This is a genomic window from Enterobacter sp. 22452 (assembly GCF_052045065.1).
Classification (GTDB): domain Bacteria; phylum Pseudomonadota; class Gammaproteobacteria; order Enterobacterales; family Enterobacteriaceae; genus Enterobacter; species Enterobacter mori.
The window spans coordinates 83,908-104,612 of sequence record NZ_JBQEOB010000009.1 but is presented as its reverse complement, the minus strand read 5'-3'; the positions used below and the strand labels follow the sequence as shown (position 1 = coordinate 104,612).

Below are 20,705 nucleotides of genomic sequence, written 5' to 3'. Positions count from 1 at the left end.
ACCCGGCAAAAAACGGCGTCACTGCATCCCTAACACCCTCGGCAACCATAATGAAATCGCCGGGATGTACGTCACCATCCCCAGCACCACCAGCAGCATGCCGTAAAATGGCAGCATGGCGCGCACCACGGTTTCAATCTTCTGCTTGCTCACCGCGCTCGCCACGAACAGCACCGACCCGACCGGCGGGGTGATCAGCCCGATCCCCAGGTTCACCATCATGATCATCCCGAAATGCACCGGGTCGATCCCCAGCGAATTGGTGACCGGCAGCAGCACCGGGGTCAGGATCAGGATGATCGGCGCCATGTCCATCAGCGTGCCAATCAGCAGCAGCATGACGTTGAGGTACATCAGGATCACGTACTTGTTATCGGAGAGCGAGGTGAAGAACTCGGTGATGCGCGTCGGGAGCTGCATGTAGGTCATCACCGCACCAAATGCCGCCGCAAAGCCAATCAAAATCATCACGATGGTGACGGTTTTCACCGTCCGGCACAGCAGCTTCGGCAGTTCGCTCCACTTATAATCGCGGTAGATGAACATGGTGACGAAGAACGCCCACAGGCAGGCCACGGCGGCGGATTCGGTTGCCGTGAAGATCCCGGACAATATTCCGCCGAGGATGATCACCACCGTCATCAGCCCCCACAGGGCATCGAGCAATATCTTCAGCGCCTGCTTAAACGGGATTTTCTCGCCTTTCGGGTAGCCGCGCTTATGGGCGAAGCCGAGGCAGAGGATCATCAGACATAGCCCTAACAGCAGCCCCGGCAGCACGCCCGCAATAAACAGCGTGGCAATAGAAACCGTCCCGCCCGCGGCCAGCGAGTAAATGACCGAGTTGTGGCTGGGCGGGATCAGAATCGCCTGCACGGAACCGCTGGCCGTTACCGCCGCCGCATATTCCCGCGGGTAGCCCTTCTTCTCCATCTCCGGGATCATCACGCTGCCGATAGAGGCCGTATCCGCCACCGACGAGCCGGAAATCGCGCCGAAGAACGTTGAGGCGACAATGTTCACCAGCGACAGCCCGCCGCGAATAAAGCCGACAAACACGTAGGCGAAATTCACCAGCCGTCGGGCAATGCCCCCTTCCGCCATGATCGCCCCGGCAAGGATAAAGAACGGGATCGCCAGCAGGGTAAACTTGTTCACCCCGCTGGTGATTTGGATCATCAGCGCCTCCAGCGGCAGATCGATCCACAACGCCCCCGCCACGGCACTTAAGCCCACGGCGAAAGCCACCGGCATTCCCAGCGCCAGCAGAATGGCGAGGGTGAATAACAAAACGAATGCATCCATTGTTCACCCCTTAACTGTGGTTGCCGATAAGCACGACGGGACGGTTTTCCTGCGAGCCAAACAGCAGGCGTTCAATCACAAACAGGATCAGAATGGCCGACCCGACGGGCAGCGGCAGATAGCTTTCGCCAGAGGTCAGGAGCGGGAACTCCGCGACGGGCTGTTCCCAGAGGTCGACGCACAGCCAGAGGCTGTACCAGAACATCAGCGCGGAAATCAGCAGCATCAGCAGGTCGACCACGCGGGCGCAGAGGTTTTTAAGCATGTCGGGCAGACGGTCGGTGAGCATGTTTACCGCGATGTGCGATCCGGCGCGATACCCTACCGCTGCGCCGATAAAGGTAAAGGTCACCATGCAGATAATGGCGATCGGCTCCGGCCAGGACTCCCCGCGGTTGAGCACGTAGCGCGAGAAGATGCCAATCGGGATCACGATCGTCATCACCAGCAGCGAGACGCCCGCCACGGTCATGGCGAGCAGGTACAGACGGTCCATCCACTTCAGGTAGAGTTCGGACATACGTACTCCGTTTTACTGGACGTCAGCGATGGCTTTCATCAGATCCTGATGCTTGTCGCCATACTGGGCGCGCACCGGCTCTGTGGCTTTGATAAACACCGTTTTGTCGATGTCGTGGAACTGCACCCCACCCGCCTTCATTTTCGCCAGCGCCTGGTCGTTATAGGCCTGCCAGAGCTTGCGCTGCTCGAACTGCGCTTCGCGGGCCAGCGTCAGGACCTTTTGCTGCTCATCGGCGCTGAGCTTGTCCCATTTCACTTTTGAGTAGAGAAGCATTTCCGGGGTGATAAAGTGGCCGCTGAGGGTGTAGTTTTTGGCGACCGGCATGTAGTTGTGGGCGATAAAGGTTGGCGGGTTGTTCTCCGCGCCGTCGATCACCCCGGTCTGCATGCCGCTGTAGACTTCGCTCACGCCCATCGCGACCGAGTTTGCCCCCATATCCTTCAGCGTGGCGAGCGCCACCGGGCTACCCTGCACGCGGATTTTTTTCCCTTTCAGATCGTCCGGCTTAACGATCGGCTCTTTGGTGATCAGGTTACGGGTACCGGAATCCATCCAGCCGAGGAACACCAGCTTCGATTTCGGGTTCGCGGTCAGCTTGTCGCCAATCTGCTTGCCGATATCTCCGTCGATCACCTTGTGCATGTGGTCCTCATCGCGGAAGACGTACGGCAGCGTGAAGACTTCGATATCCGGCAGGATGGCGGCAACCGGCGCCATCGAGACGCGGATCATGTCGATGGCCCCCATCTGCGCCTGCTCAATCATCTGCTTTTCATCTCCGAGCACGCCGCCGGGGAAGACTTTGATCTCCAGCTTGCCGTCGGTTTGCTGCTTGAGTTTTTCACCCATGTGCTGAACCGCCACCACGTTCGGGTAGCCTTCGGGGTGTACATCGGCAGCTTTGATGGTTTGAGCAGAAACGGTACAGGCAAAAGCAGACAGACACAGCGCGGCCAGTAACGGCTTGAGGGTCGTTTTCATCGGGTCAACTCCAGGGTAGTGAGATAAGCGTTAAAACGGCGTTTTATTTTTATACGCTTAAAAATTAGACTACGGCTGGAAAAGCGGAGGTGAAGCGCCTCACAAAAGCGCGAAAATTTGAAACGATGGTTTAGAAAGGTTTCCCCCCTCTCCCCGTGGGAGAGGGTCGGGGTGAGGGCATCTTGCCGCACTTACCCCTTACGAATCACATACCGGTACGGCAGCGCGTCCGTTTCCTGCGCCACCAGTTCGTGTTCCATAAAGGTACAAAAGCCGGGAATGTCGCGGGTAGTGGCCGGATCGTCTGCGATGATCAGCAGCGTTTCACCGGTCTGCATAGTGCGCACGGTTTTGCGCACCATCATTACCGGCTCCGGGCAGCGGAGGCCCTGGGCGTCAAGGGTGTGGTCTGGGCTGGAAAACAGGTCGGTCATGGTCTTCTCGATCAAAATAAAACGGCTGTAGTTTACGCCCGGTTGCCGCCAATGCAAACCAGGTTAACGGTTGCGTGAAAATTAGCCATTGCAAAGTCCCGTCAAAGCAGTATCATGCGGCGGTTTTTATTGGGTTCCCTCACCCCAACGTATAAAAAGGTCACAATATGACGCAGTTTTCTCAATCACAGCGCGTAAAAGCGTTGTTCTGGCTTTCGCTTTTTCATCTGCTGGTGATCACCTCCAGCAACTATCTGGTGCAGCTCCCGATCTCCATTTTTGGTTTCCATACCACCTGGGGCGCGTTCAGTTTTCCGTTTATTTTCCTCGCCACCGATCTGACCGTGCGAATCTTTGGCGCACCGCTGGCGCGTCGCATTATTTTCGCGGTGATGCTCCCGGCGCTGTTCGTGTCGTATGTGATCTCTTCCCTGTTCTACATGGGAAGCTGGCAGGGTTTTGAAGCGCTGACGCATTTCAACCTCTTTGTCGCCCGTATCGCCGCCGCCAGCTTTATGGCCTACGCGCTGGGGCAGATCCTCGACGTTCACGTGTTTAACCGCCTGCGTCAAAATCACCGCTGGTGGATGGCGCCAACGGCCTCCACGCTGTTCGGAAACGTGAGCGATACGCTGGCCTTCTTCTTCATCGCCTTCTGGCGCAGCCCGGATGCGTTCATGGCCGAACACTGGATGGAAATCGCTCTGGTGGACTACTGCTTCAAGGTGCTTATCAGTATTGTGTTCTTCCTGCCGATGTACGGCGTGCTGCTGAATATGCTGCTGAAAAGGCTGGCAGATAAATCTGAAATCACCGCATTGCAGGCAGGTTAAAGGTTCGCTTTATCAGTTGTGATAAGATGAACGAATGAGCCGCTATGGCCGTTTATCGAAAGGAAGAAGTCAATGCGCAATCTGGTTAAATATGTCGGGATTGGCCTGCTGGTTGTTGGCCTTGCAGCCTGTGATAACAGCGACACCAAAACGCCTGCACAGGGCGCGTCCGCAGAGAGCAACGCGACCGGGCAGCCGGTAAGCCTGCTGGACGGTAAACTCAGTTTCTCTCTGCCAGCGGATATGACCGATCAGAGCGGCAAGCTGGGTACCCAGGCGAACAACATGCACGTGTATTCCGACGCAACCGGTCAGAAAGCGGTCATTGTGATTGTGGGTGACGACACCACTGAAGCGCTGAACGTGTTGTCCAAACGTCTGGAAGATCAGCAGCGTAGCCGCGACCCGCAGCTGCAGGTGGTGACCAATAAGTCTATCGAACTCAAAGGCCACACGCTGCAACAGCTGGACAGCATTATCTCTGCGAAAGGCCAGACCGCTTACTCTTCCGTGGTACTGGGTAAAGTTGATAACAAACTGCTGACCCTGCAAATCACGCTGCCTGCGGAAGACCAGCAGAAAGCGCAGACTGCCGCAGAAAACATCATTAACACCCTCGTGATTCAATAATCTTTCACGAGGATGACGTGGCCTCCGGTGCGTGCACCGGGGGCCATTTTTTTAGCCGCCACGTCAGCATCAGCGCCAGCACCACTAAACCTGCCGCCGCCAGATAGATAACCGGCACGCCAGCCCAGGCCATCACCAGCCCTGCCAGCGGCCCGGTGATCCCCAGCGACATATCCATAAACACCGTATAGGTGGCGAGCGCGGCCCCCTGATTTTGCTGCGGCACGGCTTTCACCGCCACCACGCCCAGCGCCGGGAAGACCAGCGAGAAGCCCGCCCCCGCAAGAAAGACGCCGATTTTCGCCATCCACGGCGCAGTGGCGATCCCGGTCAGCAGCAGCCCGACGATTTCGACCGCAAAGCAGATCATCGCCACGTTCAGCCCGCCCAGACGGTTAATGCCGTTCGGGAAGAGCAGACGCGCGCCGACAAAGGCACAGCTAAACAGGGTTAAGGCAAAGGCCGCGCCGTCCCAGCCTTTGGCGTCGTAAAACAGGGTGATGAAGGTGGCGATCACCCCAAAGCCGGTGGTCGCCAGCGCCAGTGCCATCCCGTATGGCCAGACGCGCCCCAGCACCGCGCGAAACGGCAGCGGCTTGCCCTTGCTGGCTTTCACTTTCGGACGCGGCAGCGCCAGCAGGATCGCCAGCAGCGCAACCGCCATAATGGTGAGGGACAGGCCGTACAGACCGCCCCAGGCGTAGCACACCACCCCAAGCGGCGCGCCAATCGCCATGGCGCCGTAGGTGACAATCCCGTTCCAGGAGATCACTCGCCCGATGTGCGATGCGCCGACGACGCCCACGCCCCAGAGCGTTGACCCGGTACCTGCCAGGCTTTGCCCGATGCCCAGAATCACGCGGCCCAGGCACAGCAGCACCAGACTGACCAGCGGCCACTGGCTGGCGGTGGCCGCCAGAAAGTACCCCAGCCCGCTCAGAAAGCAGCCACACAGCCCCACGACGACAATGTTCTTCGGCCCAAACAGATCGGCGTAACGTCCCGCATGGGGGCGGCTTATCAACGTCGCAAAGTATTGCAGGCTAATGACCAGCCCCGCCCAGAAGGCGCTAAAGCCCATCACGTCGTGAACGTAGCCCGGCAGGATCGCCAGCGGCAGGCCAATCGTCAGATAGCTGGCGAAGTTAAAAATCACAACAGAAACAATGCGCAGATTGAGGCGCACTCCGCTCAGTGCCGGTTCGGCGGAAGGTTCGGGCATGGGTTTAACCTGGATTTTTGCAACAGTGTTTCACTATTACCATGAAGAGAGATGAAAATCAGCAGTGACTTTCAGAGTAACACCCCAGACGAAGGGGATCCGGCGCACTACAATAAACAAGCCCCCCGAAAAAGGAATTCGTATGACAGCCAGCCCGCCCGATAAAGCAGGACTTCACATTTTGTTAAAACTCGCCTGTCTGGTCGTTATCCTGGCAGGTATCCACGCTGCGGCGGATATCATCGTTCAGCTGTTACTGGCGCTCTTTTTTGCCATTGTACTCAACCCGCTGGTGACCTGGTTTTTACGCCGCGGCGTCAGCCGTCCGGTGGCGATTACTATCGTCGTCATCGTCATGCTGATTGTTCTGACGGCGCTGTTTGGCGTGCTGGCTGCCTCCCTGAGTGAATTCTCGACCATGCTGCCGCAATACAACAAAGCCCTCACCCGCAAGCTGGTTGATTTGCAGGAGATGATGCCGTTTATCAACCTGCATATTTCGCCAGAACGGATGCTGCGCCGGATGGATTCAGAGAAGGTGATGACCTACGCCACCACGCTGATGACCGGCCTTTCCGGCGCGATGGCCAGCATTCTGCTGCTGGTGATGACGGTGGTGTTTATGCTGTTCGAAGTCCGCCACGTACCCTACAAACTGCGCTTTGCGCTGAACAATCCGCAAATTCACATTGCCGGTTTACACCGCGCATTAAAGGGCGTCACCAAATATCTGGCGCTGAAAACGTTATTAAGCCTGTGGACCGGGATTATCGTCTGGCTGGGGCTGATGCTAATGGGCGTGCAGTTCGCGCTGATGTGGGGCGTGCTGGCGTTTCTGTTAAACTACGTGCCCAACATTGGCGCGGTGCTCTCCGCCGTGCCGCCCATGATCCAGGCCTTCCTGTTTAACGGGTTTTACGAATGCATGCTGGTCGGGGCGCTTTTCCTTGTCGTGCATATGGTGCTGGGAAATATTCTCGAGCCGCGCATGATGGGCCACCGGCTGGGCATGTCGACGCTGGTGGTGTTTTTATCGTTACTGATCTGGGGCTGGCTGCTGGGTCCCGTCGGGATGTTACTGTCGGTACCGCTCACCAGCGTCTGTAAAATTTGGATGGAGACCACCAAAGGCGGCAGTAAACTCGCCATTCTGCTGGGTCCAGGTCGACCAAAAAGCCGGTTGCCGGGCTAATCGCAGGGAAAGGGCTAAAAGAGACGTTTATTCGCATGCGCGCCAACAACATTGTACGATGTGCGCAGCTCATCGCGCTTGCGAAGAATAAGTCACAGAAACAGGTTTATCGCGGACGCGCGTAGATGAAATTTACACTCTCGATTATCGACTGGCAGGCACGAGCGCCAGGACTGGGCGATGCCGCTGCGTGGCAGGACTGGTCACGCCAGTCTGACGCTATCGATCCCGCCGCGCCGCTGGCAAAACTGACCGACCTGCCGATGATGACCGCGCGCCGCCTCAACTCTGGCAGCAGACTGGCGGTGGATATCGGCCTCGCGATGCTGCGAAAACACCAGATTGACGCCGTCGTCTACAGCAGTCGCCATGGTGAACTGGAGCGCAATTACCGCATTCTGCAGGCGCTGGCGGCGGAAGAACCTGTTTCTCCCACGGATTTTGCCATGTCGGTCCACAATGCTGCCGTCGGCAATCTCACGATCGCCGCGCGTCAGCCGATTGTCTCCTCGTCGGTCTCCGCCGGTATGGATACCTTCCAGCAAGGTTTGTGTGAAGTATTAAGCCTGCTCCATGCGGGCTATTCCCGCGTGCTGCTGGTCGATTTTGACGGCGTCCTGCCTGCGTTTTATCACGCCGGGCTGCCGCCGCAGATGCCCGTCTGGCCGTATGCCCTGGCGCTGGTGATTGAAGCCGGCGATCTGCTCTGCTGCGAAACGCGTGGCGGAAGTGAAGGTGAAGAGCCCGCGCTGCCGCAAAGCCTCCAGTTCCTGCGCCATTACCTGAACGACGCGCCGCAATTTACCCTCTCTGGCGAACGCCTCCAGTGGCAATGGACGCGCAAATGAGCGGACTGACTTCGCGTCTCGACCGGTTATGGCGTATGACGATGACCGGATTCTGCTTCGCGCTGTTCGGCCTCGGCGGGCTGCTGCTGTCGCTGGTGTGGTTTAACCTGCTGCTGGTTATCCAGCGCGATCGCGCGAAGCGCCGCCAGCTGGCCCGCCGCAGCATTTCCGCCAGTTTTCGCCTGTTTCTCGCGGTGGTACGCGGGGTGGGGGTGCTGGATTACCGCTTCAACAACCTCGACGTGCTGCGCGCGGAGCGTGGCTGTCTGGTGATAGCTAACCACCCTTCGCTGCTGGACTACGTGTTCCTGGCGTCGGTCATGAACGAAACCGACTGCCTGGTGAAAAGCGCCCTACTGCGTAACCCGTTTGTCAGCGGGGTGATCCGCGCCGCGGATTATCTGATCAACAGCGAAGCTGAAACCCTGCTCTCCGCCAGCCAGCAGCGTCTGGCACAGGGCGATACGCTGCTCATATTCCCGGAAGGGACCCGCACGCGCGTTGGCGAAGCCATCACGCTGCAGCGCGGGGCGGCTAACATCGCCGTTCGCTGCAATAGCGCTGTGCGTGTGGTGGTGATCCACTGCAGCGAACGCATGCTGGATAAGCAAAGCAGCTGGTACAACGTTCCGCCCAACAAACCTTTTTTTACCGTGGATGTTCGCGAACGCATCAACATTCATGATTTTTACGATGCGAGCCAGCACGAACCGGCGCTGGCGGCAAGGCAGTTAAACCGGCATATGCAGCATCAGTTAACAACCGGTCTTCAATCTTTGTCAGGAACGAAAGATGCAAGCGCTCTATCTTGAAATTAAGAATCTCATTATCTCTACGCTGAATCTGGAAGAACTTACGCCAGAGGATATCGATACTGACGCCCCGCTGTTTGGCGACGGGCTGGGTCTGGACTCGATAGATGCCCTGGAGCTGGGGCTGGCTGTGAAAAATCAGTATGGCGTAGTGCTTTCTGCCGAAAGCGACGAGATGCGTCAGCACTTCTATTCCGTTGCCACGCTCGCGGCTTTTATCCATCAACAACGCGCCTGAGAATTTACCCGCTATGACTAACCAGGAAACGATTTATCAGGAAGTCTCTGCGCTTCTTATTACGCTGTTTGAAGTCGCCCCCGAGGACATCACCCCGGAAGCGCGCCTGTACGACGATCTGGATCTCGACAGCATTGATGCCGTTGACATGGTGGTTCACCTGCAGAAGAAGACGGGCCATAAAATTAAGCCTGACACCTTCAAAGCGGTGCGTACCGTCCAGGACGTGGTCGACGTTGTGGAACAGCTTCAGCGCGAAGCGTAACGTGCCTGCGATTCCATTCATCCCGATACTGACGGGGTTGATGCTGCTGGCATGGCCTTTTCTGATTGGCTTCGGGCTGGCAAACAACAATTTGCACGGGATACTGCCCGTGATAGCGCTTGTGCTGCTGTTGCGGGTCTGGCAGGTGCGCCGTCAGAGCGGCCCTCTGCGCAACATGATCCTGGGCGTTGCCCTCACGGGCGTGGTGCTGTGCGCGGCAAGCTATGTGCTGCACGCTCACCAGTGGGTATTGTTTTATCCGGTGGTCGTTAATCTGGTGATGCTGGTGGTGTTTGGCGGGTCGCTGTGGACAACCATGCCGATGGTAGAACGATTTGCACGGCTGCGTGAGCCCGCTCTCTCGCCCACCGGCGTCCGCTACACTCGCATCGTTACCCGGGTGTGGTGCGGCTTTTTTATCGGCAACGGCGCGATGGCGCTGTTTACCGTGTTACACGCCGACATACGCCTGTGGACGCTGTGGAACGGCATGATTGCCTACATTCTGATGGGCACGCTGATGGCCTGCGAGTGGCTGGTACGGCAACGGGTAATGAAAAAAGATGCATAAACCGCTTCCGCTCAGCCAGTGGCTCAGTGCGCCCCGCCCTGACGATACGCCGATAGCCTGGCGCGACGATGGCGTCTGGACGCTCGGCGATCTGCGTCACGACGTGACGCAGCTGGTTAACACGCTGCGTCAGGAAGAGGGCGATCGCTGGGCGCTGTGCGTTGAAAACGGCTATCTGTTTACGGTCGCCCTGCTGGCGACGCTGCACGCGGGTAAAACGCCCGTGCTACCCGGGCACAGCCGGGCTGCACAGCTTAACGAACAGCGGGACTTGTTCAGCGGCGTCCTGAGTGACACAGCGCTCGCCTTTTCAGGGCAACAGCGGTTGGTGGCCTCCACCCCGCGCACAGACAACGGCTTTTCCCCGCTGCCAGCCATAGACGATACGCGCGCCATCGAGCTTTTCACCTCCGGCTCCACCGGCGCGCCGCAGCGGGTGGTTAAGCCGATTATCAGTCTGGATCGCGAAGCCCGCTTGCTGGCGGAACAGTTTGGCGATCGCCTTGCGGGCTGCCATGTTGTCGCCTCCGTGGTGCTGCACCACCTGTATGGCCTGACGTTTCGTGTCGTCTTGCCCATGGCGCTCGGCCTGCCGTCACAGACCAGGCTGCTCAACTATGCCGAGCAGCTCTCAGCCCTGCCCCACGACAAACGCTATCTTTTTATCAGCAGCCCGGCCTTCCTCAAGCGGCTGGATACAGCACTGACGCCGCCCCCCGTTGCCCTGCTCATTTCCGCAGGTGGCGTATTGCCCTGGCGGGATATCACCGCGTTTCAGGGTTGGCTCAACCTCTGGCCCGATGAAATCTACGGCAGTACCGAAACGGGGGTCATGGCCTGGCGTCACCGTCAGGATGAGACAACGTGCTGGCAGCCGTTCCCCGGCGTGACGTTTCACGACGGTCGCGTCACGTCGCCGCTGATCCACGAGCCGGAAGGCGTCGTGCTGGATGATAATTTGCACTTCGCGGCCGACGGGCAGTTCAGCATCGTTGGCCGCCGTGGGCGGGTGGTCAAAATCGAAGACAAACGCATTTCGCTCGATGAAATTGAGCAGCGGCTGCTGGCGCTGGACGGCATCTGCGACGCCGCCGCGCTGGCGGTGACGCGCGGGGGACGTCAGGGCATTGGCGTGCTGCTGGTGCTCAGTGACGACGCGCGAATGCACAGAGAAAGCGTGGGGAAAAATGCCCAGGAATCCGCCTGGCGCCGCGCCCTTCGCCCCTGCCTTGAACCGGTTGCCGTGCCCCGCTACTGGCGGATCGTCGATGAAATCCCGGTCAACAGCATGAACAAGCGTGTGACTGCGCAGCTACAGGAGTTATTTCATGAAGATCCATGAAATCGAACGCCGCCAGCCCGATGCGACGCATCTGGAGATCGACCTCTATCTGGATCCGGCCCTGCTCTGGTTTAAGGGGCATTTCGCCGTACAGCCCTTGCTCCCCGGCGTGGCGCAGCTCGACTGGGTAATGGACTACGCCACCACGCTGCTGGCTCCGGGCTACCGTTTTCACAGCATTCAGAACGTGAAGTTCGCGGCCCCGCTGCTGCCGGAGAACAGGGTGACGCTGCTCCTGGCCTGGCAGCCCGAACGCCAGATGCTGACCTTCAGCTACCAGCGCCATGCCGGTGACGAACGCCATACTGCCAGCAGCGGGAAGATTCGCCTATGTCAGTAACCTTTCGCCCCTGCGTGCTGATCCCGTGCTACAACCACGGGGCGATGATGGCCTCGGTGCTGGCACGCCTCGCGCCCTTTAATCTACCCTGTCTGGTGGTGGACGACGGCAGCGATGAACCCACGCGCCGCACGCTTGACGATCTTGCTGCGCGACATCCGCAGGTCACGCTGCTGCGGCTGGCAGAAAACAGCGGGAAAGGGGCGGCGGTCATGCAGGGTCTGCAAGCCTGTGCAGAGCGCGGCTTCACCCACGCGATTCAGGTGGACGCCGACGGTCAGCACGCTATCGAAGACGTTCCCAAACTGCTGGCGCTGGCGGAGCGCCACCCTGAGGCGTTAATTTCCGGCAGGCCCGTTTACGATGACTCCATTCCCCGTTCGCGCCTGTACGGACGCTGGATAACGCACGTCTGGGTGTGGATTGAAACCCTGTCTCTGCAGCTAAAAGACAGCATGTGCGGTTTTCGGGTCTACCCCATCGCGCCGGTGCTGCGGCTTGCCGCGCGCACGCCGCTCGGTAAACGGATGGATTTTGATACCGAAGTGATGGTGCGGCTCTACTGGCAGGGCAACACCAGCTATTTTCTGCCCACCCGCGTAACCTATCCGCCGGATGGGCTGTCCCATTTCGATGCGCTAAAAGACAACCTGCGCATCTCGATGATGCATACCCGCCTGTTCTTCGGCATGCTGCCGCGCATTCCCGCTCTGCTGATGCGCCGCCGCACGCAGCACTGGGCGCAGCAGCAGGAGGTGAAAGGGCTGTGGGGAATGCGTCTGATGCTGCGCGTCTGGCAGCTGCTGGGGCGTAACGCCTTTACCGTCCTGCTGTGGCCGGTGACCGCCGTATACTGGCTGACCGCCCGTTCTGCGCGCCAGGCGTCACGGCAATGGCTGATGCGCGTAAAACAGGTGATGGCGCAGCGGCAGATGCCTCAGCCTCCCCGCCTGCACAGCTTTTTCCACTTCCTGCGTTTTGGTCAGGCCATGCTCAACAAAGTGGCCAGCTGGCGCGGCGAAATGAAGCTCCATCGCGATCTGGTCTTTGCACCGGGTGCGCAGGCGGCGCTGGGTCTGGACAATCCGCAGGGCAAACTGCTGCTCGCCTCGCATCTTGGCGACGTGGAAGCCTGTCGGGCGCTGGCGCAGCGCGAAGGCGGGAAAACCATCAACGCGCTGGTTTTCAGCGATAACGCCAAACGTTTCAAACAGGTGATGGAGGAGATGGCCCCGCAGGCAGGTATTCACCTGATGCCCGTGACCGACATCGGCCCGGATACCGCCATCCTCATCAAAGAGAAGCTGGATCGCGGCGAATGGGTCGCCATTGTGGGTGACCGCATCGCCGTCACGCCGCAGCGCGGCGGCAGCTGGCGCGTGATATGGAGCGACTTTATGGGCCAGGCCGCGCCGTTCCCGCAGGGGCCGTTTATCCTGGCATCTATTTTGCGCTGCCCGGTGGTGCTGATTTTTGCCCTCTGCCAGCAGGGGAAACTGACCCTGCACTGCGAGCCCTTTGCCGACCCGCTGCTGCTGCCGCGCGGCGAACGCCAACAGGCGCTGCAGCAGATCGTCGATCGCTATGCGCAGCGGCTGGAACATTACGCCCTCATGTCGCCGCTCGACTGGTTTAATTTTTTCGATTTCTGGCAGCTGCCAGAGGTCAACGAGAAGGAGTAAAGGGTGCTGACCGATCCCCGCTTTACGGCTGAAGTCGAGATCACCGTTCCGTTCCACGACGTCGATATGATGGGCGTGGTCTGGCACGGCAACTATTTCCGCTACTTTGAGATCGCCCGCGAGGCGCTGCTCAACCAGTTTAATTACGGCTACCGCCAGATGAAGGCCTCCGGCTACGTCTGGCCGGTGGTGGATACCCGCGTGAAATACCGCGACGCGGTGACCTTCGAGCAGCGCATCCGCGTGCGCGCCCACATTGAAGAATATGAAAACCGCCTGCGCATCGCCTATCAAATCTTCGACGCGCAAACCGGAAAACGCACCACCACCGGCTACACCATTCAGGTGGCGGTGGATGAAGCCAGCCGGGAGATGTGCTTTGTCAGCCCGGCCATTCTGTTTGAACGTATGGGGATCGCGCCATGAAATGGATACCACTTCTGGCCCTGCTGATTAGCCCGCTGGTCAGCGCGGTCACGCTGGACGAACTGCAGCAGCGCTTTGCGGAACAGCCGGTGGTGCGCGCGCACTTCGAGCAAACCCGCACCATCAAGGACATGCCACAGCCGCTGCGCTCGCAGGGGGAGATGCTTATCGCCCGCGACAGCGGCCTGCTGTGGGATCAAAAAACGCCGTTTCCGATGACGCTGCTGCTGGACGACAAGCGGATGGTGCAGATCGTTAACGGCCAACCGCCGCAAACCCTCACCGCCGACAATAACCCGCAGATGTTCCAGTTCAACCACCTGCTGCGGGCGCTGTTTCAGGCCGACCGCAAGGTACTCGAAGAGAACTTCCGCATCGATTTTAAAGACCAGGGGGAAGGCCGCTGGTCGCTGGTGCTGACGCCTGTGACCACGCCGCTGGACAAGATTTTCGCCACCCTCGATTTGCGCGGTGCCGCGTACCTGGAATCGATTCGATTGAACGATAAGCAGGGTGACACGACCGATATCGCCCTGTCCCGCCACCAACTGACGCCCGCCAGCCTGACCGATGCCGAACGCCAACGCTTTGCCGCACCGTAAATCCCTGCGCCCGGCGCTGCTGTGGGCCACGGTATGCCTGATCCTGTTGGGCGTACTGCTCACGCTGCTGCCCGGCGCGCGGCTGAACAGCAGCGTGCTGGCGATGTTGCCGAAACAGACGCTCGGGGCGATCCCCCCGGCGCTCAATGACGGATTCATGCAGCGTCTCGACCGCCAGCTCGTCTGGCTGGTCAGCCCCGGCAAAAAGCCAGACCCGCGCGTGGCGCAGCAATGGCTGGAACTGCTGCAGCGCAGTCACGCGCTGAATGTGGTGAAAGGGCCAATGGACGCCGCCGGACAAAAAGCCTGGGGTGATTTCTTCTGGCAGCACCGTAACGGCCTGATCGATCCCGCCACCCGGGCGCGCCTGCAACACGGCGGGGACGCGCAGGCCCGGTGGATCCTGTCCCAGCTCTATTCCGCCTTTTCCGGCGTGAGCGGCAAGGAGCTGCAAAACGATCCGCTGATGCTGATGCGCGGCTCACAGCTCGCCCTCGCTCAAAACGGCCAGAAAATGCAGCTGATGGACGGCTGGCTGGTCACCAAAGATGACGACGGAAACTACTGGTATCTGCTGCACGGCGAACTGGCGGGGTCGTCGTTCGATATGCAGCAAACCCACCGGCTGGTCACCACCCTTAAGGCGCTGGAAGAGACGCTGAAAACGCACTACCCGCAAGCGCAGCTGCTCTCTCGCGGCACGGTGTTTTACAGCAATTACGCCAGCCAGCAGGCCAAACGGGATATTTCCACGCTCGGCGTCGCCACGGTGCTCGGGGTGATCCTGCTGATTGTGGCGGTGTTCCGCTCCGTGCGCCCGCTGCTGTTGAGCATGCTCTCCATTGCCATCGGCGCGCTGGCGGGCACGGTGTTTACGCTGCTGCTGTTTGGCGAGCTGCACCTGATGACGCTGGTGATGAGCATGAGCATCATCGGTATTTCGGCAGACTATACGCTTTACTACCTCACGGAGCGGATGGTGCACGGCGCTGACGACTCGCCCTGGCAAAGCCTGTCGAAGGTACGCAATGCGCTGCTGCTGGCGTTGCTCACCACCGTCGTCGCCTACCTGATGATGATGCTGGCCCCCTTCCCCGGCATCCGCCAGATGGCGGTATTTGCCGCGGCGGGGCTGAGCGCGTCGTGCCTGACGGTGATTTTCTGGCATCCGTGGTTGTGCCACAGAATGCCGGTTCGCCCGATTCCCGCGAAAGGTTTTATGCTGCGCTGGCTGAACGCCTGGCGTAGCAGCAAAACCCTGTCCGTGGGGCTGCCGCTGGCGCTGGCGCTGATTTCCGCCATCGGGATAGGCAGCTTACGGGTCGACGACGATATCGCCCAGCTTCAGGCGCTGCCGAAAGACATTCTGGCACAGGAAAAGACCATTACCGCCCTGACCGGGCAGAGCGTCGACCAAAAGTGGTTTGTGGTGTACGGCACGTCGGCTCAGCAAACGCTGGAGCGGCTGGAGGCCTTTACCCCGGCGCTGGCGCAGACGCAAAAAGCGGGTGATATGGCCCACTGGCGCACCCTGCCGCTGAACTCGCTGGCGCGTCAGAAAAGCGATCTGCAGCTTCTGCACAACGCCGCGCCAGCGGTGACAACAATGTTGAAAAGCGCGGGGCTGAACAGCGTCACACCCAATCTGGACGCGATGCCGGTTAGCGTTGAGGCCTGGCTCGCCAGCCCGGTCAGCGAAGGCTGGCGGCTGCTGTGGCTGACGTTGCCCAACGGCGAAAGCGGCGTACTGGTCCCGGTGGATGGCGTGAAAAACAGCGCGGCGCTCGGCAAACTGGCGGCCAGCCACGAGGGCGTTGCCTGGGTCGACCGCAAAGCCAGCTTCGACAGCCTGTTTGCGCTCTACCGTTCGCTGCTGACGGGCTTACTGTTCGTGGCGCTGGCGGTAATTGCCTGCGGCGCGATGGTGCGCCTCGGCTGGCGCAAAGGGGCGATCAGCCTGGTTCCCTCCCTACTCTCGCTCAGCTGCGGGCTGGCGGCGCTGGCCGTCGCGGGCCATCCGGTGAACCTGTTTTCGCTGCTGGCGCTGGTGCTGGTGCTCGGAATTGGCATCAACTACACGCTGTTTTTCAGCAACCCGCGCGGAACGCCCCTGACCGCGATGCTGGCGATTACGCTTGCCATGATGACCACGCTGCTGACGCTGGGCATGCTGGTGTTCAGCACCACCCAGGCCATCAGCAGCTTTGGCATTGTGCTGGTGAGCGGTATTTTCACCGCCTTCCTGCTCGCCCCGCTGGCGATGCCGACGACGAAAGAGAGCATACGATGATCCGATTTTACCGCCTGGCGATATGTCTTCTGGCACTGCTGCTGGCAGGCTGTAGCCATTCGCCGAACCGCGATGACGCGCGGCCCGAGGCCTGGCTCCAGCCGGGCACCCGCGTGACGCTGCCGCCGCCGGGTATCACCCCGGCAATTAGCTCGCAACAGCTGCTGACCGGCAGGTTCAACGGACACACCCAGTCACTGCTGGTGATGCTGAATGCCGACGAACATAAGATGACGCTGGCCGGCCTCTCATCCGTGGGGATCCGTCTGTTCCTCGCGACGTATGACAATACCGGTATCCATACCGAACAGTCGGTTGTGGCGCCGGAGCTGCCGCCCGCCAGCCAGGTACTGGCGGACGTGATGCTCAGCCACTGGCCGCTCAGCGCCTGGCAGCCGCAGTTGCCGAAAGGCTGGACGCTGAACGATACTGACACCAGACGCGAGCTGCGCAACCCCGACGGCAAGCTGGTCACGGAGATTGTCTACCTGCAACGCAAAGGCAAACGTGAGCCGATTAGCATCGAGCAGCATGTTTTTAACTACCACATCACCATCCAATATCTGGGTGACTGAGATGATCTACCTTTCTGCCGTTGGCATGGTCAACGCCCTGGGCAACTCGGCTGATGAGATTGCGGCAAACCTGACCGCAGGCGTTGCGCCGGGGATGCGTCACCGCGCGGGCTGGCTGCAGGGCGTGCCGGATGCGGTGCTGGGCGGCGTGGAGGGCGAGCTGCCGTCAATACCGGACCACCTGTCGGCGCATCGCAGCCGTAACAACCAGCTGTTGCTGGCGGCGCTGGCGCAGATCCAGCCTGCCGTCGATGCGGCCATCGCGCGCGTGGGACGCGACCGCGTGGCGGTGGTGCTTGGCACCAGCACGTCCGGACTGGACGAAGGTGACGCGTACGTGCGCCTCTCTCAGAACGGCGAGGAGAGCCCGCAGTGGCAATACCCGCAGCAGGAGCTGGGCGATCCGTCGCGCTTTCTCGCCAGCTGGCTTGAGCTGGACGGCCCGGCATATACCCTCTCGACCGCCTGCTCCTCCAGCGCGCGGGCAATCATCAGCGGTTGTCGTTTGATCAACGCCGGGCTGGTGGATGTCGCCATTGTGGGCGGTGCCGACAGCCTGAGCCGCATGCCGGTTAACGGGTTTAACAGCCTGGAGTCCCTCTCGCCAACCCAGTGCGAACCCTTTGGCCGTGACCGCCGGGGGATCACCATTGGTGAAGCGGCGGCGCTGATGGTGCTAACCCGCGAGCCGGGAGAGATCGCGCTGCTGGGCGCGGGTGAATCCAGCGATGCTTATCATATTTCCGCGCCGCACCCGCAGGGTGAAGGGGCCATCCGCGCCATCACGCAGGCGCTGAACGAGGCGGGCATGACGGCGGATGATATCGGCTATATCAACCTGCACGGCACCGCCACGCCACTTAACGATCGCATTGAGGCGCAGGTGATCCACGATCTGTTTGACGAACGCGTGCCGTGCAGTTCCACCAAACATCTGACCGGCCACACGCTGGGCGCCGCCGGGATCACCGAGGCCGCGCTAAGCTGGCTGATCCTGACCCGCAACCTGCCGCTGCCGCCGCAGGATTTTTCCCGCTACGCGCAGGACGACACGCTGCCCGCCTGCGGACTGCTGCACGCGCCTGCCCCGCTGAAAAAACCGGCGATCCTGTCGAACTCGTTCGCGTTTGGCGGCAACAACGCCAGCCTTCTGCTGGGGAGAGTGTGATGAAATATTTACCCCCCGCCGGGTACCTTCCTCACGACGCGCCCATGATGCTGCTGGAGACCGTCGAGAGCGTCACCGACAATGGCGCAGCGTGCAGCGTCACGGTGAGCGGGCACGGCGTGCTCGCCCCCTTTCTGAACGCCGACGGCGACCTGCCGGGCTGGTTTGCGCTGGAACTGATGGCGCAGACCGTCGGCGTCTGGTCTGAGTGGCATCGCCTGCAAAAAGGGCTGCCGCACAGCCCGCTGGGCATGGTGCTGGGCGCGCGTGAGCTGGTATGCGCCGCAGGGCTTTTTACCGCAGGCACCACGCTGACTATTACCATCGAACGGCTGATGCAGGATGAACGCTTTGGCAGCTTTGAGTGCGTCATCCACGCGGATAACGCCTCCCTTGCCACGGGCCGGGTGAACACCTTCCAGCCGAGCGAAGAAGAATTAACATCACTTTTCAATCAGGGAACGCCATCATGAGATCCGTACTGGTCACCGGTGCCAGCAAAGGCATTGGCCGCGCTATTGCCCTTCAGCTTGCGGCTGACGGTTTCACCGTGGGCGTGCATTACCACCGCGATGCCGCTGGCGCACAGGAGACACTCGACGCGATTGTTCAGGCGGGCGGCACGGGCCGTTTACTTGCCTTCGACGTGGGCAACCGCGAGCAGTGCCGCGCGGTGCTGGAACAGGAAATAGCTGACCACGGCGCATGGTATGGCGTGGTCAGTAACGCAGGCATCACCCGCGACGGCGCGTTTCCGGCGCTCAGCGAGGATGACTGGGACAGCGTGATCCACACCAATCTCGACAGTTTCTATAACGTTATCCATCCCTGCATTATGCCGATGATCGGCACCCGCAAGGGCGGGCGGATTATCACCCTGTCGTCGGTTTCTGGCCTGATGGGCAACCGCGGGCAGGTGAACTACAGCGCCGCCAAAGCCGGGATTATCGGGGCCACCAAAGCGCTGGCCGTTGAGCTGGCGAAGCGCAAAATCACCGTGAACTGCATCGCTCCGGGGCTGATTGATACCGGCATGATCGAGATGGACGAGGCCGCGCTGAACGCGGCAATGTCGATGATCCCGATGCAGCGTATGGGCCACGCTGACGAAGTGGCCGGGCTGGCGAGCTATCTAATGTCAGACAAGGCGGGCTATGTGACGCGCCAGGTGATCTCGATTAACGGAGGTTTGCTATGACGCGCCGCGTCGTGATTACCGGCATGGGCGGCATCACCGCGTTTGGCGAAGCGTGGCCGACCATTTCACGCCGCCTGCGCGGGTATGAAAATGCGGTGCGCACCATGTCTGAATGGCAGGTGTATGACGGTCTGCAAACCCTGCTGGCCGCGCCCATTGAGGACTTCACCCTGCCGGATCACTACACCCGCAAGCGGATTCGGGCCATGGGTCGCGTGTCGCTGCTCTCTACCCGCGCCACCGAGCTGGCGCTGGAGCAGGCGGGCCTGATCGACGACGCCGTGCTGACCAGCGGTCAAACCGGCATCGCCTACGGCTCGTCGACGGGCAGCACCGGGCCGGTGAGCGAATTCGCGTCCATGCTTATGGAAAAGCACACCCATAACATCACCGGCACGACCTACGTGCAGATGATGCCGCACACCACCGCCGTCAACACCGGGCTGTTCTTTGGCCTGCGCGGACGGGTGATCCCCACCTCAAGCGCCTGTACCTCCGGGAGCCAGGCGATTGGCTATGCGTGGGAGGCCATTCGTCATGGTTATCAAACCGTGATGGTGGCGGGTGGTGCGGAAGAGCTTTGCCCCTCGGAAGCCGCCGTTTTTGATACCCTATTCGCCACCAGCCAGCGTAACGACGCGCCCAAAACCACACCGTCGCCTTTCGACAGCCAGCGCGACGGCCTGGTGATTGGCGAAGGTGCAGGCACCGTCATTCTGGAAGAGCTGGAGCACGCCAAAGCGCGCGGTGCGACAATTTACGGCGAGATTGTGGGCTTTGCCACCAACTGCGATGCGGCCCATATCACCCAGCCCCAGCGTGAAACCATGCAGATTTGTATGGAACAGTCGCTGGCGATGGCGGGCCTGAGTCCTCAGGATATTGGCTACATTTCCGCCCACGGCACGGCGACCGATCGCGGGGACATCGCCGAGAGTCAGGCCACCGCCGCCATTTTCGGCGACAGCGTGCCCATTTCATCCCTGAAAAGCTATTTTGGCCACACGCTGGGCGCGTGCGGGGCGCTGGAAGCCTGGCTGAGCCTGGAGATGATGCGCGAAGGCTGGTTCATTCCAACGCTCAATTTAAGACAACCGGATGAGCAATGCGGCGCTTTAGATTATATTATGGGGGAAGCCCGTCAGATTGACTGTGAGTATCTGCAAAGCAATAACTTCGCATTCGGCGGCATCAATACTTCGATAATCATTAAACGCTGGGCGTAACT

At 60.2% G+C, this 20,705-nt stretch carries 24 protein-coding genes; 19 read left to right on the top strand and 5 right to left on the bottom strand.

The window, feature by feature from the left end; genetic code table 11:
• Window positions 1-18 precede the first annotated feature (18 nt).
• The 4 genes from ACTJJA_RS20810 to tusA all read right to left on the bottom strand — a co-directional run bounded on the left by ACTJJA_RS20810 (window position 19) and on the right by tusA (window position 3,243).
• Entirely contained in the window at window positions 19-1,305 is a 1,287-nt protein-coding gene (locus ACTJJA_RS20810; RefSeq protein WP_148401170.1) for a TRAP transporter large permease, read from the bottom strand.
• 10 nt (window positions 1,306-1,315) lie between these two features.
• Window positions 1,316-1,825 carry a TRAP transporter small permease gene (locus ACTJJA_RS20805; protein ID WP_010436519.1) on the bottom strand — a complete coding sequence of 170 codons (510 nt, stop codon included), beginning with the start codon at window positions 1,823-1,825 and terminating at the stop codon, window positions 1,316-1,318.
• A gap of 12 nt (window positions 1,826-1,837) precedes the next feature.
• Window positions 1,838-2,809 carry a TRAP transporter substrate-binding protein gene (locus tag ACTJJA_RS20800; RefSeq protein ID WP_420984685.1) on the bottom strand — a complete coding sequence of 324 codons (972 nt, stop codon included), beginning with the start codon at window positions 2,807-2,809 and terminating at the stop codon, window positions 1,838-1,840.
• A gap of 191 nt (window positions 2,810-3,000) precedes the next feature.
• Entirely contained in the window at window positions 3,001-3,243 is a 243-nt protein-coding gene (gene tusA / locus ACTJJA_RS20795) for a sulfurtransferase TusA (RefSeq protein ID WP_108417690.1), read from the bottom strand.
• Window positions 3,244-3,410: 167 nt separating this feature from the next.
• Between tusA and ACTJJA_RS20790 the strand changes: the two genes are divergently transcribed.
• Together ACTJJA_RS20790 and ACTJJA_RS20785 are read left to right on the top strand one after the other, a co-directional pair.
• The gene (locus ACTJJA_RS20790) at window positions 3,411-4,076 is read left to right on the top strand and encodes a 7-cyano-7-deazaguanine/7-aminomethyl-7-deazaguanine transporter (protein WP_010436525.1); all 666 of its coding nucleotides are present in this window, start codon (window positions 3,411-3,413) and stop codon (window positions 4,074-4,076) included.
• A 72-nt stretch (window positions 4,077-4,148) separates the two neighbouring features.
• The gene (locus tag ACTJJA_RS20785) at window positions 4,149-4,706 is read left to right on the top strand and encodes a DcrB family lipoprotein (protein ID WP_440669092.1); all 558 of its coding nucleotides are present in this window, start codon (window positions 4,149-4,151) and stop codon (window positions 4,704-4,706) included.
• Between the two features lie 4 nt (window positions 4,707-4,710).
• Here the strand turns inward: ACTJJA_RS20785 and ACTJJA_RS20780 are convergent, their stop codons facing one another.
• On the bottom strand, window positions 4,711-5,928 hold the full coding sequence (locus ACTJJA_RS20780; protein WP_440669091.1) for an MFS transporter: 1,218 nt from the start codon (window positions 5,926-5,928) through the stop codon (window positions 4,711-4,713).
• Between the two features lie 142 nt (window positions 5,929-6,070).
• Between ACTJJA_RS20780 and ACTJJA_RS20775 the strand changes: the two genes are divergently transcribed.
• The 17 genes from ACTJJA_RS20775 to ACTJJA_RS20695 all read left to right on the top strand — a co-directional run bounded on the left by ACTJJA_RS20775 (window position 6,071) and on the right by ACTJJA_RS20695 (window position 20,703).
• Window positions 6,071-7,120 carry an AI-2E family transporter gene (locus tag ACTJJA_RS20775; RefSeq protein ID WP_042717282.1) on the top strand — a complete coding sequence of 350 codons (1,050 nt, stop codon included), beginning with the start codon at window positions 6,071-6,073 and terminating at the stop codon, window positions 7,118-7,120.
• Window positions 7,121-7,245: 125 nt separating this feature from the next.
• On the top strand, window positions 7,246-7,968 hold the full coding sequence (locus tag ACTJJA_RS20770; protein WP_042717281.1) for a beta-ketoacyl synthase chain length factor: 723 nt from the start codon (window positions 7,246-7,248) through the stop codon (window positions 7,966-7,968).
• Window positions 7,965-8,780 (top strand): lysophospholipid acyltransferase family protein, encoded by an 816-nt coding sequence (locus ACTJJA_RS20765; protein ID WP_089598667.1) that lies wholly within the window; start codon window positions 7,965-7,967, stop codon window positions 8,778-8,780. The genes ACTJJA_RS20770 and ACTJJA_RS20765 overlap by 4 nt, the downstream gene beginning before the upstream one ends.
• Window positions 8,761-9,018: a phosphopantetheine-binding protein gene (locus ACTJJA_RS20760; protein WP_010436544.1), complete on the top strand. Its 258-nt coding sequence runs from the start codon at window positions 8,761-8,763 to the stop codon at window positions 9,016-9,018. Before ACTJJA_RS20765 ends, ACTJJA_RS20760 begins: the two co-directional genes overlap by 20 nt.
• Window positions 9,019-9,031: 13 nt before the next feature.
• Entirely contained in the window at window positions 9,032-9,283 is a 252-nt protein-coding gene (locus ACTJJA_RS20755) for an acyl carrier protein (RefSeq protein WP_010436547.1), read from the top strand.
• Window positions 9,255-9,854, top strand: coding sequence for a hypothetical protein (locus tag ACTJJA_RS20750; protein ID WP_440669090.1), 600 nt, complete (start codon window positions 9,255-9,257; stop codon window positions 9,852-9,854). The genes ACTJJA_RS20755 and ACTJJA_RS20750 overlap by 29 nt, the downstream gene beginning before the upstream one ends.
• Window positions 9,847-11,196 carry an AMP-dependent synthetase gene (locus ACTJJA_RS20745; protein ID WP_440669089.1) on the top strand — a complete coding sequence of 450 codons (1,350 nt, stop codon included), beginning with the start codon at window positions 9,847-9,849 and terminating at the stop codon, window positions 11,194-11,196. The genes ACTJJA_RS20750 and ACTJJA_RS20745 overlap by 8 nt, the downstream gene beginning before the upstream one ends.
• On the top strand, window positions 11,183-11,536 hold the full coding sequence (locus ACTJJA_RS20740) for an ApeI family dehydratase (RefSeq protein WP_120159416.1): 354 nt from the start codon (window positions 11,183-11,185) through the stop codon (window positions 11,534-11,536). The genes ACTJJA_RS20745 and ACTJJA_RS20740 overlap by 14 nt, the downstream gene beginning before the upstream one ends.
• The gene (locus tag ACTJJA_RS20735) at window positions 11,527-13,218 is read left to right on the top strand and encodes a glycosyltransferase family 2 protein (protein WP_440669088.1); all 1,692 of its coding nucleotides are present in this window, start codon (window positions 11,527-11,529) and stop codon (window positions 13,216-13,218) included. The genes ACTJJA_RS20740 and ACTJJA_RS20735 overlap by 10 nt, the downstream gene beginning before the upstream one ends.
• 3 nt (window positions 13,219-13,221) lie before the next feature.
• Window positions 13,222-13,644: an acyl-CoA thioesterase gene (locus ACTJJA_RS20730; protein ID WP_100167327.1), complete on the top strand. Its 423-nt coding sequence runs from the start codon at window positions 13,222-13,224 to the stop codon at window positions 13,642-13,644.
• Window positions 13,641-14,246 (top strand): outer membrane lipoprotein carrier protein LolA, encoded by a 606-nt coding sequence (locus tag ACTJJA_RS20725; protein WP_440669087.1) that lies wholly within the window; start codon window positions 13,641-13,643, stop codon window positions 14,244-14,246. Before ACTJJA_RS20730 ends, ACTJJA_RS20725 begins: the two co-directional genes overlap by 4 nt.
• Window positions 14,215-16,536 (top strand): MMPL family transporter, encoded by a 2,322-nt coding sequence (locus tag ACTJJA_RS20720; protein ID WP_440669086.1) that lies wholly within the window; start codon window positions 14,215-14,217, stop codon window positions 16,534-16,536. The genes ACTJJA_RS20725 and ACTJJA_RS20720 overlap by 32 nt, the downstream gene beginning before the upstream one ends.
• A complete protein-coding gene (locus tag ACTJJA_RS20715) occupies window positions 16,533-17,111 on the top strand; it encodes a DUF3261 domain-containing protein (RefSeq protein WP_440669085.1) in 579 nt (192 codons plus the stop codon). The genes ACTJJA_RS20720 and ACTJJA_RS20715 overlap by 4 nt, the downstream gene beginning before the upstream one ends.
• 1 nt (window position 17,112) lies before the next feature.
• Complete coding sequence (locus tag ACTJJA_RS20710; RefSeq protein ID WP_440669084.1) at window positions 17,113-18,279, top strand: beta-ketoacyl-[acyl-carrier-protein] synthase family protein; 1,167 nt, start codon at window positions 17,113-17,115, stop codon at window positions 18,277-18,279.
• Complete coding sequence (locus ACTJJA_RS20705) at window positions 18,279-18,752, top strand: ApeP family dehydratase (RefSeq protein WP_440669083.1); 474 nt, start codon at window positions 18,279-18,281, stop codon at window positions 18,750-18,752. The genes ACTJJA_RS20710 and ACTJJA_RS20705 overlap by 1 nt, the downstream gene beginning before the upstream one ends.
• The gene (locus ACTJJA_RS20700) at window positions 18,746-19,477 is read left to right on the top strand and encodes a 3-ketoacyl-ACP reductase FabG2 (RefSeq protein WP_440669138.1); all 732 of its coding nucleotides are present in this window, start codon (window positions 18,746-18,748) and stop codon (window positions 19,475-19,477) included. Before ACTJJA_RS20705 ends, ACTJJA_RS20700 begins: the two co-directional genes overlap by 7 nt.
• The gene (locus ACTJJA_RS20695) at window positions 19,474-20,703 is read left to right on the top strand and encodes a beta-ketoacyl-ACP synthase (RefSeq protein WP_440669082.1); all 1,230 of its coding nucleotides are present in this window, start codon (window positions 19,474-19,476) and stop codon (window positions 20,701-20,703) included. The genes ACTJJA_RS20700 and ACTJJA_RS20695 overlap by 4 nt, the downstream gene beginning before the upstream one ends.
• Window positions 20,704-20,705: the final 2 nt, after the last annotated feature.

Bases quoted from the DNA above. Each gene is read 5' to 3' on its own strand.
- ACTJJA_RS20810 (WP_148401170.1), bottom strand. From the start codon at position 1,305: ATGGATGCATTCGTTTTGTTATTCACCCTCGCCATTCTGCTGGCGCTG.
- ACTJJA_RS20805 (WP_010436519.1), bottom strand. From the start codon at position 1,825: ATGTCCGAACTCTACCTGAAGTGGATGGACCGTCTGTACCTGCTCGCC.
- ACTJJA_RS20800 (WP_420984685.1), bottom strand. From the start codon at position 2,809: ATGAAAACGACCCTCAAGCCGTTACTGGCCGCGCTGTGTCTGTCTGCT.
- tusA (WP_108417690.1), bottom strand. From the start codon at position 3,243: ATGACCGACCTGTTTTCCAGCCCAGACCACACCCTTGACGCCCAGGGC.
- ACTJJA_RS20790 (WP_010436525.1), top strand. From the start codon at position 3,411: ATGACGCAGTTTTCTCAATCACAGCGCGTAAAAGCGTTGTTCTGGCTT.
- ACTJJA_RS20785 (WP_440669092.1), top strand. From the start codon at position 4,149: ATGCGCAATCTGGTTAAATATGTCGGGATTGGCCTGCTGGTTGTTGGC.
- ACTJJA_RS20780 (WP_440669091.1), bottom strand. From the start codon at position 5,928: ATGCCCGAACCTTCCGCCGAACCGGCACTGAGCGGAGTGCGCCTCAAT.
- ACTJJA_RS20775 (WP_042717282.1), top strand. From the start codon at position 6,071: ATGACAGCCAGCCCGCCCGATAAAGCAGGACTTCACATTTTGTTAAAA.
- ACTJJA_RS20770 (WP_042717281.1), top strand. From the start codon at position 7,246: ATGAAATTTACACTCTCGATTATCGACTGGCAGGCACGAGCGCCAGGA.
- ACTJJA_RS20765 (WP_089598667.1), top strand. From the start codon at position 7,965: ATGAGCGGACTGACTTCGCGTCTCGACCGGTTATGGCGTATGACGATG.
- ACTJJA_RS20760 (WP_010436544.1), top strand. From the start codon at position 8,761: ATGCAAGCGCTCTATCTTGAAATTAAGAATCTCATTATCTCTACGCTG.
- ACTJJA_RS20755 (WP_010436547.1), top strand. From the start codon at position 9,032: ATGACTAACCAGGAAACGATTTATCAGGAAGTCTCTGCGCTTCTTATT.
- ACTJJA_RS20745 (WP_440669089.1), top strand. From the start codon at position 9,847: ATGCATAAACCGCTTCCGCTCAGCCAGTGGCTCAGTGCGCCCCGCCCT.
- ACTJJA_RS20740 (WP_120159416.1), top strand. From the start codon at position 11,183: ATGAAGATCCATGAAATCGAACGCCGCCAGCCCGATGCGACGCATCTG.
- ACTJJA_RS20735 (WP_440669088.1), top strand. From the start codon at position 11,527: ATGTCAGTAACCTTTCGCCCCTGCGTGCTGATCCCGTGCTACAACCAC.
- ACTJJA_RS20725 (WP_440669087.1), top strand. From the start codon at position 13,641: ATGAAATGGATACCACTTCTGGCCCTGCTGATTAGCCCGCTGGTCAGC.
- ACTJJA_RS20720 (WP_440669086.1), top strand. From the start codon at position 14,215: ATGCCGAACGCCAACGCTTTGCCGCACCGTAAATCCCTGCGCCCGGCG.
- ACTJJA_RS20715 (WP_440669085.1), top strand. From the start codon at position 16,533: ATGATCCGATTTTACCGCCTGGCGATATGTCTTCTGGCACTGCTGCTG.
- ACTJJA_RS20710 (WP_440669084.1), top strand. From the start codon at position 17,113: ATGATCTACCTTTCTGCCGTTGGCATGGTCAACGCCCTGGGCAACTCG.
- ACTJJA_RS20705 (WP_440669083.1), top strand. From the start codon at position 18,279: ATGAAATATTTACCCCCCGCCGGGTACCTTCCTCACGACGCGCCCATG.
- ACTJJA_RS20695 (WP_440669082.1), top strand. From the start codon at position 19,474: ATGACGCGCCGCGTCGTGATTACCGGCATGGGCGGCATCACCGCGTTT.